General features: G+C 67.5%; 10 protein-coding genes. 4 read left to right on the top strand and 6 right to left on the bottom strand.

What is annotated here, in order from left to right; translation table 11 throughout:
• Both GX414_12545 and GX414_12540 read left to right on the top strand, forming a co-directional pair.
• A partial coding sequence (locus GX414_12545; protein NLI47926.1) for a PDZ domain-containing protein occupies window positions 1-2,084 on the top strand: 2,084 nt, incomplete at its 5' end.
• A gap of 73 nt (window positions 2,085-2,157) precedes the next feature.
• Window positions 2,158-2,544, top strand: coding sequence for a hypothetical protein (locus GX414_12540; GenBank protein NLI47925.1), 387 nt, complete (start codon window positions 2,158-2,160; stop codon window positions 2,542-2,544).
• A gap of 31 nt (window positions 2,545-2,575) precedes the next feature.
• On the opposite strand, the gene GX414_12535 is transcribed toward GX414_12540, so the two are convergent.
• The gene (locus tag GX414_12535) at window positions 2,576-3,670 is read right to left on the bottom strand and encodes a glycosyltransferase (protein NLI47924.1); all 1,095 of its coding nucleotides are present in this window, start codon (window positions 3,668-3,670) and stop codon (window positions 2,576-2,578) included.
• A 284-nt stretch (window positions 3,671-3,954) separates the two neighbouring features.
• On the opposite strand from GX414_12535, the gene GX414_12530 reads away from it, so the two are divergent.
• The gene (locus GX414_12530) at window positions 3,955-4,782 is read left to right on the top strand and encodes a hypothetical protein (GenBank protein ID NLI47923.1); all 828 of its coding nucleotides are present in this window, start codon (window positions 3,955-3,957) and stop codon (window positions 4,780-4,782) included.
• Window positions 4,783-4,869: 87 nt separating this feature from the next.
• Here the strand turns inward: GX414_12530 and GX414_12525 are convergent, their stop codons facing one another.
• Together GX414_12525 and GX414_12520 are read right to left on the bottom strand one after the other, a co-directional pair.
• Window positions 4,870-6,837, bottom strand: coding sequence for a response regulator (locus GX414_12525; GenBank protein NLI47922.1), 1,968 nt, complete (start codon window positions 6,835-6,837; stop codon window positions 4,870-4,872).
• A 31-nt stretch (window positions 6,838-6,868) separates the two neighbouring features.
• The gene (locus tag GX414_12520) at window positions 6,869-8,248 is read right to left on the bottom strand and encodes a DUF4147 domain-containing protein (protein ID NLI47921.1); all 1,380 of its coding nucleotides are present in this window, start codon (window positions 8,246-8,248) and stop codon (window positions 6,869-6,871) included.
• Window positions 8,249-8,341: 93 nt separating this feature from the next.
• Here GX414_12520 and GX414_12515 point away from each other — a divergent pair, with 93 nt between their 5' ends.
• A complete protein-coding gene (locus tag GX414_12515; protein ID NLI47920.1) occupies window positions 8,342-9,313 on the top strand; it encodes a hypothetical protein in 972 nt (323 codons plus the stop codon).
• Between the two features lie 870 nt (window positions 9,314-10,183).
• Here the strand turns inward: GX414_12515 and GX414_12510 are convergent.
• From GX414_12510 to iorA, 3 genes are read right to left on the bottom strand one after another with little or no spacing between them, the layout of a single operon-like run.
• Window positions 10,184-10,582, bottom strand: coding sequence for a YraN family protein (locus tag GX414_12510; protein ID NLI47919.1), 399 nt, complete (start codon window positions 10,580-10,582; stop codon window positions 10,184-10,186).
• Window positions 10,583-10,632: 50 nt separating this feature from the next.
• Window positions 10,633-11,220 carry an indolepyruvate oxidoreductase subunit beta gene (locus GX414_12505; protein ID NLI47918.1) on the bottom strand — a complete coding sequence of 196 codons (588 nt, stop codon included), beginning with the start codon at window positions 11,218-11,220 and terminating at the stop codon, window positions 10,633-10,635.
• Between the two features lie 3 nt (window positions 11,221-11,223).
• Window positions 11,224-13,005, bottom strand: coding sequence for an indolepyruvate ferredoxin oxidoreductase subunit alpha (gene iorA, locus GX414_12500; protein ID NLI47917.1), 1,782 nt, complete (start codon window positions 13,003-13,005; stop codon window positions 11,224-11,226).
• Window positions 13,006-13,228 lie beyond the last annotated feature (223 nt).

The following is a 13,228-nucleotide window of genomic DNA, read 5'->3' as shown; positions in this document are numbered from 1 at the left end:
TCTACTCCGCCCGGCCCGCCGGCCGCGACGACGGGGCCTTTGTCAAAGCGGGCGCGTTCGTCGAGACGCGCCTCACCCAGTCGCCGGCGGACGAGTTCCGCCCGAAGTATTCGCCTGACGGCCGGCACCTGGCGTATCTGGCCGACCGGGGCACCCTCACCGTCGCCGCCGCCGACGGCAGCGGCGCCCGCGCCCTGCTGGCGCACTGGACGGAGCAGGAGTTCGTCTGGTCGCCCGACTCCCGCTGGCTCGCCGTCTCCCGCGAAGACCAGGCCGCCAACAGCGATATCCTGATCCTGCCGGCCGCCGGCGGCGATGCCGTGAACATTTCGCAGCACCCCGGGATCGATACGGCCCCGGTGTGGTCGCCCGACGGGCGGCGGCTGTACTGGCTCTCCAAGCGCCATGCGTCCACCCTCGACGTGTGGGCCGTCTACCTGCGGCGGGCCGACCACGAGCGTTCCCCCGAGGAATGGCAGCTCCTGTTCGATGAGGAGGCCGGCAAGAAGGCCAAGCCCGAGGACAAGGGCAAAACGGCCGGCGACGACACGGCCGCCAAGGCGAAGGAGCCGCCGGTGCCGCCAGTGGAGATCGACTTCGCGGAGATTCATGAACGCGCGCGGTTGCTGCACGCCCTGCCGGGCGACGAGGGCGACCTGGCCGTGTCCCCCGATGGGCATACCGTTGTGTTCAGCGCCGCGCTGGACGGCGAACGCGACCTGTACAAGCTGCGCTGGGACGGCAAGGAGCTCAAGCGTCTGACCACCGGCGACACGCGGCCGGCGCAACCTGCCTTCAGCAAGGACGGCAAGCAGGTGCTGTACCGGACCGGCCGGGGCACGGTGGGCGTCACCGACCTCGAGGGGAAACCCGGCGACCCGGTCGCCTTCACCGCCCGCCACGAGGTGGAGCGGGCGGCCCTGCGCCGCCAGGTCTACGAGGAGGCCTGGCGCGAGCTGGAGCGGGGCTTCTACGATCCGGCGTTCCACGGCGCCGACTGGGCCGCGCTCAGAGACCGCTACCGGCCGCTGGCGCTGGGAGCCTCCACCCGCGAGGACTTCGAGGAGGTGCAGAACCTGCTGGGCGGCGAGCTCAACGCCTCGCACATGCGCTTCACCGCCGCCGGGGCGCCGCGCCCCGTCCCCACCGGCGAGCTGGGCCTCCGGGTGGAGCCGGCCGCCGATGGCACCTCGGTGACGGTGACGGACATCCTGGCGGGCTCGCCCGCCGCCCGCGTCGACGCCGGCCTCCGGGCCGGCGACCGGATCCTGGCGGTGAACGGCCGCCGCCTGGCCGCGGGGGACAACTTCTTCGCCTTGCTCGCCGACACGGTGCGGCAGCGGACGGTGCTGCGTGTCACCGGCGTCGACGGCGAGCGCGACGTGGAGCTCCGGCCGGCCCCCTTCGCCCAGCGGCGCCAGGACCGTTACCGCGCCTGGGTCAAGGAGCGGCGCGCGCTGGTGGAGCGCTGGTCCGGCGGCAAGCTGGGCTACATCCACATCCAGGGCATGGACGCGCCGTCGCTCGAGGAGTTCGAGCGCGACCTCTTCGCCGCCGCCCACGGCAAACAGGGGCTGCTGATCGACGTCCGCAACAACGGCGGCGGCTGGACCACCGACTATCTCATGGCCATGCTCAGCGTCCGCCGCCACGCCTGGACCGTGCCGCGCGGCGCCGATCCGGCGGTGAAGGCCTACCCCGATGCCGAGCGGCTCCTGCTGTCAGCCTGGACGCGACCGGCGCTGACGCTCTGCGACCAGGACAGCTACTCCAACGCCGAGATCTTCTCGTGGGCCTTCAAGACCACGGGCCGCGGCTCCGTCGTGGGCATGCCCACCTTCGGCGCGGTGATCTCCACCGGCGGCGCCCGGCTCACCGACGGCTCGTTCGTCCGGCTGCCGGGCCGCGGCTGGTATGTCGCCGGCTCCGGCACCAACCAGGAGAACAACGGCTGCGTCCCGGACGTGATCGTCGTCCAGCCGCCGGAGCAGGATTTCGCCGCCGACGCCGACGCCCAGCTGGCCCGGGCGGTGGAGGTGCTGCTGGCCCAACTCCCTGCGTCACCCGACGCCCTGCCCTGGTGATGATCGGACGGGCAGCGTCGGGCGGTGTGCCCGGCCCGTCCGGAAGAGATGAGGATCGGCAACGGAGGATGCCATGCATCGGATCCAGCGCATTGGACCGCTGTCCCTGGCCAAGATCCAGGGGGTCATGTTCCTGGTGATCGGCCTCATCTGCGGGTTGCTCTACGGCGTGATCATGGGCGTCGCGGGGGCTGTCACCATGGCTTCGGGCGAGGAAGAAGGTGCGATCTTCCTGATTCTCGGTGCCGTGTCCCTCTTCGGTTTTCCCATCTTCTACGCGGTGACGGGTTTCCTGATGGGCGCGCTGATGGCATGGGCCTACAACCTAGCGGCCCGGTATATCGGAGGACTTGAGGTGGAGTTGGCAACGGTGGAGCCACCAGCCGGCAAGCCCACCGCCGGCACGAGCGAAATCCCGGAGGCCTCACCGGAAGCCCAGGCTCCCGGTGCCGGGCTCTGATCCTCGGTCCATCACTGCGGGATCCCGCTGACTACTCCGGTGCGCCGGCGGCCAGCGCCTCCGCCTCGGCGTGACTACGGATGATGCGGATGTCCGACCGGCGGGCCAGTTCCTGGAACATTCTCACCAGTTCGCGATCGGACCGCACTTCCCCGCGATGGATCGACCGCCGGAGGCGGCGGACTTCCGGCAGGCGCCGCAGCGCCTGCGCCAGCGCCCCGTAAAACTCCCGCCGCCGGCCGGCCCACTGCGACGCTACTTGCAGCGCCAGCATCCCGGCGTGGCGGGCCAGCATGCCGGGGTCGCGGATCTCCAGCCAGTGGAACAGGAGCCGGTTGCGCGCAGCGACGGTATCGATCCGACGCTGCTGAAAGGCGCGGCCGATGGTGGCGCTGGGTTGATGGTAAACCACGCTGCGCGGCTCATAGCGGATCTCCCAGCCCCGCTTCCAGGCGCGGTACGACAGGTCGATGTCCTCCCAGTAGAACGGGTTGAAGATGTCCAGAAAACCGCCGAGCTGCAGAACTTTTCCGCGGTCCAGCGCGGCGAACCCGCCGATGGCCGTGAACGAGGGACATGGTCCCTTGCCGCCGCCGATCGGTTCGTAGTTGAACTGGGCGCTCCAGTAGCCGCGCCGGAATATCCCCACCTTGCCGCCGGTGCTCAGCACCCGAGTACCCGGCAGCAGCACCCGGCAGGTCACGCCGAAGACGGCCGGATCGCGGAAGTGCTCGAGGAGCGGCGGAAGGAAACCCGCCGCCGGTTCCACGTCGTTGTTCAGGAGCACCACCAGCGGGTGGGCCGCCGCCGCAAACCCGGTGTTACAGGCCGCGGCGAAACCGCCGTTGACCTGGCGGGCCGCCACGCGGACTCCCGCGGCGGCGGTGCGGGCCAGGTACTCCGCGGTGCCGTCCGTGCTCCCGTCGTCGACGACCAGGACCTCCGCCGCCGCGCCGGTGAGCCGGCGGTAGGCGTCCGCCTCGGCCAGCACAGCGGGCAGATAGCACTCCAGCAGGTGGCGGCCGTTCCAGGTCGGGATGACAACGCTCACCCCGGGCCGTGACGCGCCCGCCGACGCCGGGGCGGCGGCGGGGCACTCGGCTTCGACAAGCAGCGGGGCGGTCATGGCTGCGGGTGTTCCTCACGATCGGCGTTCAGGCGTTGCCAATTGTACACCAGAACCGCACCCGGTCGTGCGGCTCGCCGCGGAACGGTCCGGGCGCTTAACCAAATTCACGATCTGCGTATAATAGAAAGCGGACCGGCCGATCCCCGACATGAACCTGCGGGCCGGTCGCGACATCCATATCGGTGCCGCCGCGCTCACGTCAAGCGGGCTGCGCGGTCCGGCGCCCGGACCCAGTGTTTCTTCCGTCATCCGAGGGATGGCGGAGCCCAGGAGGTCGAGACGTGACACAAGCAGACGAGACGCGGCCCCCGGCCGACACTCCCATCCCCGCAGACGGTCAGCCGGCGCCCAGCCCGGCCGACCTCAGGAGCCAGGCGCGGCAGCTGCGCCGGGCCCTTTCCACTGCCGACATCATCATGGTGGAGGACCATGACACGCGGTTCTCCCGCAAGACCTACATCTACCTCGCCGGCGCCATGGGCAGCCTGGTGCTCATCCTGGCCCTGATCCTGATCCCGGCCACGCGAACCACTCTGGCCGACCGGACCGACCGGATCGCCCAGATCGTCACAAGCGCCAATCCCGCCACCGACCAGGCGGCGTTGGATGCCAACGAACAATCACCCGCGGCAACTGCGTCCGATGAAGGGGAGCCGATACTCCCGAGCGGCTTCACCATCGGCAGCGGCGCCCCGCAATCCGCGGCAGCGGCACCGCCGCCGCCGTCCGCGGCGCCGCAGGTCCTCCGCGCCCCCAATCGTCCCGCCCCGCCGGCGGCCGTCGCTTCCGCACCGCCCGCCGCCACGGCCGCGCGACCGGCCGCCAAACCACCGGCCGTGCCGGCTGCCCGCCAGAGCGACGCCTACCGGCTGCTCTTGGCCCAGCGGCCGGCGTTCGCCGAGCTGGTGAACGGCACGTCGGACGAATACCGCTACGTGGAGCACACGACCACGGCCAGAGATACCGCCACGCACGTGCTGGATTTCACATTTCAGAAGGGCCGCACCGGGGAGCCCGTCCATTTCATCTGGGAAGTGAATCTGGCCACCCAGGCGGTCAAACCCATCGGCCTGGCCGCCGCACGGTTTGACCGGCGGCAGCCCCGCTGAGCGGTCCGCACAACCTAACCGGCCTGAACCGCACGCCGTCCGGGGCGCCAGACCGGACAGCACAGGGCGGCGGCGCGGAGATCCGCCTCACAGCATCTGCTTCAACATCATGGTGAGCGACTGCAGGTCGAACGGCTTCTTGAGGAAGCCGTCGATGTCCACGGGCCCCTCCTTCTGCCGGATCTCCTCGAGCCGATAGCCGCTGGTAAACACGATCCGGATGTGCGGCGTGGCGGTGCGCAGGTATTTCAGGATGCCCGAAACGTCCATGTCGGGGAGCTGGTAATCCAGCAGGATGAAGTTGATCTCCGCGGACTTGCTGTCTAGGATCTGCCGCGCCTTGGCCAGGTTCTCGGCGTAGTGCACCTTGATCCCCAACTCCATGAGCATGTCGCACAGCAGGTCGCCAAGCATCTCCTCGTCCTCGACCACGAGCACGGTGTACCGGCCATGGCTCAGGATCCGCAGGTCCACCTCGCCGGGGATCTCCGATTTCTCCCCCTCCACAGGGAAATAGACCCGGAACTCGGTGCCGGCGCCCACTTTGGAATCCACTTCGATGAAACCCTCGTGGCGCTTGACGATGCCGAATACGGCGCTGAGCCCCAGGCCGGTGCCCTTGCCCGGCGGCTTCGTGGTGAAGAACGGCTCAAAGATCCGGTGGCGGATTTCCGCCGGGATGCCGTTGCCGGTGTCGCGGACGATGAAGCAGACGTAGTCGCCGCCGACCGATCCGCTCATCACCGTCTCCCGGGTGCGGCTCTCGGCGCGCAGGTCGAATTCCAACACACCGCCCCCGGGCATGGCGTCCTGAGCGTTGGTGGCCAGGTTCAGCAGGACCTGTTCCACCTGGTTGGCGTCGGCGACGATCCGGGGAACCGTGGCGTAGGTGGGATAGCGCAGCTGGACCGACGGCTTCTTGTAGTTGGCGAAGAAGGTGCAAAACCGCTGGAGCACCTCCACCGGCGCCAGCACCTGAAGATTGGTGGGCTTTTCTCGGGAGAACGCCAGCAACTGGGAGGTGAGGGCCGAGCCGCGGTCGGACGCCCCCTCGATGTTGCGCAGCTTGCGGAGGTCCTCCTCCGGCAGGTCGCTCCGCGTCACCAGGAGCTTGGCGTTGTTCTGGATGATGGTCAGGATGTTGTTGAAATCGTGCGCCACGCCGGCGGTGAGCGTCGACAGGCTCTCCAGCTTGTGCACCTGCTGGAGCTGCCGCTCCAGCGCCTTTTTCTCCGTGACATCGAGAAAGGACAACAGAAAGCCGCTGGTTCCGCCCTGGTGCTGCCCCAAGGCCACGCCGGAAACCACCGCCTCCCGCGACACCCGGCGCATGGTCAGGATCTTCGTCTCCCACAGCTGGGGGCGGCCCTCGGCGCAAAGCTGCAGGTGGTTCCGGAACGCTTCTGCGGCTTCCTCTTCGAGGAACCGGTCGGGGGAGGCGGGATCCAGCTGGCCCACCCCCAGCAAATCGCGCATGCGCTGGTTCATGAACAGGGTGTTCCGCTCGGGCGACAGGAACCAGATGCCGATGTTGACGTTTTCCACCAGCGTCCGGTAGCGTTCCTCGGACTCCTGTAGTTTGCGGTTGTACTCCTGCAACTGGGTGACCTTCTCCTCGAGGTGCGTCACCAGCGTGCGGCTGTACTCGCGGAGCACGGACTGCTCCTCGACCACGGGGATCTTGTCCTGGCGGCCCTTGAGAAAGCTCTCCACGTCCTGGACGAAGGTGAACGGATCGATGGGCTTGGCGATGAACCCCACACAGCCGGCGGCCAGCGCCATGTCCTTGTCGCCCTTCATCGTCTTGGCCGTCAGGGCCACCACCGGTACTTCCTCGAGCCCTTTCATCGACTTGATTTTGGTGGTCACCTCGTAGCCGCTGAGTGAGGGGATGTTGATGTCCATCAGCACCAGATCGGGCATTTCCTGCGGCGCCCGCACGATGGCTTCAATCCCGTCGGCGGCGCCCACCACCTCGTAACCTGACGTCTCCAGGAGGGTCTTGACCAGCCGGAAGTTGTCGGGATTGTCCTCGACATACAGAATCTTGGTCATGGGCGGCGGCGCCTCCGTGTCGCGGCTGGAATCAGGGCATCTCTCCGGGGTCCCCCCCGGCGGCTGGCCGGACCGGCTCACCGATGAGCACCACGCGGATGTCCATCACGTTGGTGCCGGTGGGGCCTGTGATCACCAAATCGTTGAGGGGTTGGAAAAACCGGTACGAATCGTTGCGGGATAAAAACTCGCCGGGGTCCAGTCCCAGCATCTGAGCGCGCGCCAGCGTCGCGTTGTCGGCCAGGGCGCCTGCCGCGTCGGTGGGGCCGTCGTTGCCGTCGGTGCCCGCCGAGAGGACCACCGCCGGCACGATGCAGGCCGCCAGGCGCCGGACGCAGTGGAGCACGAACTCCATGTTGCGTCCACCCAGTCCGCCGCCCTGCAGACGCACGGTGGTCTCGCCGCCGGAAATCAGGCACACCGGCGGCGCCACCGGCCGATGGGCGTACACCACGTCGTACGCCAGCACCGCGTGGAACGCCGCGCAGTGGGCGGTGTCGCCGGTGATGTGGTCGGATACCAGCAAGGGCCGGTAGCCGAGCCGGCGGGCGCACTCCTTGGCCGCGTGGCAAGCGGCCAGGTTGTTGCCCGCCACCACGGCGTTCTTGTTGGCCAGGATCGGATCGTCGGATCGCATCGTCTCGGGGATCTGTCCCGCCAGGCCGGCTTCGAGGTGGTGGCGGACCGCGTCCGGCACCTTCAGCGTCAGCTCGTAGCGTTCCAGCACCTGCCAAGCGTCGGCGAACGAGGAGGCATCGGCGACGGTGGGCCCGGAGCCGATGATGTCCAGCCGGTCGCCCACCACGTCCGACAGGGCCAGGGTCAGGGCCGGCCGGTGTCCGAGGCGGCGGGCCAGCTGGCCGCCCTTCACCGCGGACAGGTGCTTCCGGACGCAGTTGACCTCGCCGATGTCCGCGCCGCACCGCAGCAGCAACTCGGTCACCGCCGCCTTGTCGGCGATGGTGAGGCGTCCGGCCGGCAGGCTGAACAAGGCCGACGACCCGCCCGACACCAGCACCACGACCGGTGCTGCGGGCGGCACCGAGCTGTCCAGCCAGCGGAGTGCGCCCTCCACCGCCGCGACGCTGCGGGCATCCGGGACGGGATGGGCCGCTTCGACCACCTGACAACCGGGGACGGCCTCGCCTTGCCCCGCTTTGGCCACCAGGTAGCCGGCCAGGGCGCGTGGGGCCACGAGCGCCCCGAGAGCCCGGGCCATCGCCGGGGCGGCCTTGCCGATGCCGAGCACGTACACGCGGTCCAAGCCGCCCAGATCCAGACCGGAGCGGCCGCCCGCCACCAGCCGGTCCCCGTCGAGCCGCAGGCAGGTGGCGAATGCGGCGGCGGGCTGGGCAGCCGCCAGCGCTTCAGCGAATATCTGGCGGGCGTCCTGTCGCATCCGGACGTTCATGGCAGGTTATCTCCGTGATGTCATTGTACCCCAGTTTCCGTATTTTACAGCAGCGCTTTGTCGCTTTGGCCGTTTCTGCGATAATGATTTGCCATGGTCGAACACCCGACGCACCCGCTGACCAACCCGCCCCGCGTATTGCTGATTTTCATCGACGGACTGGGGATCGCCACCTGTACGGACCCGGATCGGAACCCGCTGCAGGATCCCGCCCTGGGGATCCTCCGGATCGTGCCCCGGCTGGCCGGCGGCGCCGTGGCGGTGCCCGGTTTCGCCGCCCGGCCCATCAATGCCACCCTGGGCGTGGACGGACTCCCCCAGAGCGCCACCGGACAGGCCACGCTGTTCACCGGCGTCAACGCAGCCGCGCTGGCCGGCCGCCACATCAACGGATTTCCCAACCGGATCCTGCGCCGCCTGCTGGAACGGGAAAGTCTGTTCCTGAAGCTGGCCCGGCGGGGAGTCGCCGGCGACTTTATCAACACGTTCAGCCCCGAGTTCATGCGGTTCTACCGGCTGCGGCGGCTTTCCGTCACCACGTGGGCGGCGCTGGCCGGCGGCCGCCAGCTGCGCACATTCTCCGACCAGCGTGCGGGGCGGTCGCTGTACCAGGATTTCACCAACCTGTTCCTGCAGGAACAGGGCCACGACCTGCCGCTGCAGACGGCCGCGGCGGGCGGCCGGATCCTGGCCGGATTGACCACCGGCTGTCCCTTCATGTTGTATGAGTATTTCATGACCGATTACGCCGGCCACAGCGGCGAACCGGAATTCGCCCGGCTGATCCTGCGCCTGCTCGACGAGTTCCTCGAATCGGCGCTGGCGGGCATCGATCTGGCGCGCACCACCGTGCTGCTCACCAGCGACCACGGCAACATCGAGGACCTGGGCACGCGCGGTCACACCCGCGCGCCGGTGCCTCTGCTGGCCTGGGGTCCGGGCGCCGCCGCGCTGGTGGAGCGCATCGCCGCCCTCCCCGACGTCACCCCCGCGATTGTCGACTATCTCTCCGCCGACTCAACCTGTGACTGTTCGTTGGAGACAGGAGACAGGAGTGAACAGTAACCAGTAAGCAGGAAACGGTGAATGGTTTGGATTCGTGTTCGTAACTGTTAATCGTGCTCGTAATCGAAATTCGTAATCGTGATCGTAAGTCGTAGTCGTGATCGCAATTGAGCTTTTTGAAGGTTTGAAAATTCGCAGATTTAAAGTTCACAGGTTCCCGGACTTCACAGAGACGGGAAGAAATTCAATGCAGACTAAAGGTTGAAGGCTGAAGATTGAAGGGTGACGGGTAATGGGTAACGGGTGGACGGTTATCAGGTACTCAAGGCAAGGGGTGGAGCGGTGAATCAACTGCCGATGTCCGAAGTCCGAATCCCGATGTCGGCGTTTCGGGAACGAGCCTCTAGCTTCAAGTCTCGAGCCTCGATGACGATCACGAATTACGATTACTCAGTTACTCCAGTTTTTCTGACAATTTTTGGCAGGATTTTCGCCGCGCCGTCGGACGGGTTGCCCACTCCATTATCGATCGACACCGTCTCCGCATTCACGACGAAAATAGCCAGGCGCAGCCCCGCGAACGCGGGGCAGCGCCTGGAAGGCCAAATAGTTGACGCGCCGCGCCCCGGGTACGGGGCGCGAGGAAAGAGTGTCGGCGAAATCCACGCTTCCCCGCGCCCCTGTCCAGGGGCGCACCGTGTAAAAATATTCGGGTTTCCAGGCGCTGCCCGGCTGCGCCGGGCGGCGCCTGGCTATTGTCTTTGAAACTGGACGGGCTTGCCGGAGACCCGGCATCGCGGCACGGAGCTGGAGTTCACGATCATGCACCTTTGGTTCCGGCTCCGCCGGGTTGGGAATTACGATTACGAATTACAAGCACAAACCAATTCTTGCCGATCTCCTATCTCCTATCTCCCAACTCCTGACTCTTCACGGCTTGAACGCGTTCTCGATGAACTCCAGTTCGTGGCTCCCGTCGGGATCGAAGATGACGGCGACGACGTGGTAGCGGACCGGGATATCCCGGAGGCCATGCTCTTTCAGGAAGTAGGCGGCCAACCGGCCGTAGCGCTCGATCTTCTCCACGGTGACCGCGTCCTCGGGTCGCCACCGGGCGTGGCGCACCCGCGTCTTGACCTCGACAAAATGGATCGCCTCACCCCGCCGGGCCACGAGATCCACCTCGCCGAACGGCGCGCGCCAGTTGCGGGCCACCACGTCGAAACCATCGGCGGCGAGCCGGCGGTGGGCCAGCCATTCACCCAGCCGGCCGAGGGCCTTGGGGTCATGCAGCAGGCGCCGGGCGGCGCGCCGCGTGAATCCGAACACGGACGGCTCCCTCCCCGTGGGCAACCGAATCGATGATACCGGCCGGCCGGTCAGACCACGCGCAGCGCCCGGCCGCGCTCGAAGGCGGCCCGGTTGGCGTCGCGGGCCTTGGCCGGCACGAACTCGGCCACCACAGTCCGCCAGGCGTCGACGTCCAGCGGCGACATCGTGGACAGCACGCCCAACATCACGCTGTTGACCAGCCGGTTGTTCCCCAGCTCCCGGGCGATCGCGTCGGCGGGCACCAGCACCGCGCCGGGCACCCGCGCCGCGAGCTCGGCGGCCGGGTCATCGAGATATGTGGTCAGGCCGGCCGCAGCGATGGGCGGCACGATCTGCTGGGTGTTGGCGAGCACGGCGCCGGCCGGCGCGAGGAAATTCAGCCAGCGCAGCGACTCCAGGATTTCGAACGACAGGATGACGTCGGCGCGCCCCTCCTCGATGAGCGGCGAGTGCACCACGGGACCGAACCGGACGTGGCTGCTCACGACGCCGCCGCGCTGGCTCATGCCGTGAACCTCGCTCTTCTTGGCGTCGAGGCCGCTCCGGAGCGCGGTCTCGGCGATGATTTCGCTGGCCAGGATGATGCCCTGTCCGCCGACGCCCACCAGCAGGATGTTCGTGGTCGGGGTGGTCATGGCTTACATTCCTTTCTCGACGGGCTGGATGGCGCTGACGGGACACACCGACGCGCACAGGCCGCAGCCGGTGCAAAGCTCCCCGTCGATCACCGTCTTGAAGTGCCCCTTGTCTGTCTTCTGGCCGGACTTGAGGAGCGCCGGGCAGGCCGACTTGCGGCAGGCGCCGCAGCCGATGCAGATCTCGGGCTCGACGGCGTACTTGCCGCGCTTCACCTTCTGGGGGTAGAGCACGCACGGCTGACTGGAGACGATCACCGACAGGTGGTCGGACTGGGTCTCCCGCTTGACCAGCTGGCTGAACGCTTTGTGGTCGGTGGGATCGGCGGCGAAGACGTGTTCCACACCCAGGCCCTTGCACAGGGCCACCAGGTCGACGCTGTAGGTGGGCTCGCCGCGGAGGTTATGGCCGCTGGCGGCGTGCTCCTGCCCGCCGGTCATGGCGGTGATCCCGTTGTTGCTGATGATGATGGTGATGGAGCTCTTGTTGTAGATGGCGTCCAGCAGCCCGGTGATGCCCGAGTGGAGGAAGGTGGAGTCGCCGATCACGGCGACGATGTTCTTGCCGTCGCCCAGGGCCTTCTGGATCCCGATAGCGGCGCCGATGCTCGCGCCCATGCAGATGCAGGTGTCCAACGCGTTGACGGGCGGCAGCGCGCCCAAGGTGTAGCAGCCGATGTCACCGGTGATGGTGGCGTCGCGCAGCTTGCCCAGCGCCAGGTACATCCCGAGGTGCGGACATCCCGGGCACATGGCCGGCGGCCGCGGGGTCAGGCCGTCCATCGCCGCATGGGTCGGCGCGGCGGCCGCTTCCAGCAGGCCGGCCTTGGCCAGACAGGCGCGGACGATGTCGGGCGTCAGCTCGCCGATGGCCGGGAAGATGGACTTGCCCTCGACGGGGAGCCCCAGGATCCGGATCTGCTCCTCGAGGTATGGGTCCAGCTCCTCCACCACGATGAGACGGTCCACCGAGGCGGCGAACCGGCGGATCATCCCGGCGGGAATCGGGTTGGTCAGCCCCAGCTTCAGGAACGACGCCTCGGGCCAGATTTCCTTGACGTAGGCGTAGGCGCCGCCCGAGGTGACGAAGCCGACGCGACGGTCGCCGGGCTCGATGCGGTTCAGCGGCGTCTCCTCGGCGAACCGCGCCAGGCGCTCCTCGCGCTCAGCGATGACCAGGCGGCGGCGGCGGGCGTACATGGGGAGCATGACGAACTTCTCCCGGTCGATCTTGCCGGGGTTGCGCAACGCATGCTCCTGCCGCTCGCCGAGCAGCGCCACACTCTTGCCGTGGGCGGTGCGGGTGGTGATCCGGAGCATGACCGGCGAGTCGAACGTCTCGCTGATCTCCAACGCCGCGCCGACAAAATCCTTGGCTTCGGCCGAGTCGCTGGGCTCCAGCATGGGGATTTTGGCGAAGGCGGCGAACCGCCGGTTGTCCTGCTCGTTCTGCGACGAGTGCATGCTCGGATCGTCGGCGGAGACGAGTATGAATCCACCGTTGACGCCGGTGTAGGCAAACGTCATGAGTGGGTCGGCCGCGACGTTGACCCCGACGTGCTTCATGGCCACGAGCGTCCGGGCGCCGCCGATGGAGGCGCCCATGGCGATCTCGAAGGCGACCTTCTCGTTGGTGGACCACTGCGCCTCGATCTCCCGGTATTGGGCAATGGCCTCGAGGATCTCGGTGCTCGGGGTGCCGGGATAGGCCGAGGCGAACCGGACGCCGTACTCCCAGGCGCCTCGGGCAATGGCTTCATCGCCGGAGAGCAGTTTCTTCGTCATTTATACCTCCGCTGGAAAAACGAAACCATACTATACACGATTCCGACCCTCGACGGCACAATTTTCAGGGTGTGGGAAGCTGTCACCACAAAGATACTCCGTTAGAAGTCAAAAAGATTTTTCAGCATGATGAAAAATCGGGCGCATGATCTCCTTGGCACGAGGGCGTTCGGATTGGTATGATCAGCGCGGAAGGCGGCCGCTCGAACTCCGGTCTCTTTTG

It is taken from the genome of Acidobacteriota bacterium, assembly GCA_012517875.1.
Classification (GTDB): domain Bacteria; phylum Acidobacteriota; class JAAYUB01; order JAAYUB01; family JAAYUB01; genus JAAYUB01.
This window is presented reverse-complemented; position numbering and strand designations above follow the sequence as displayed.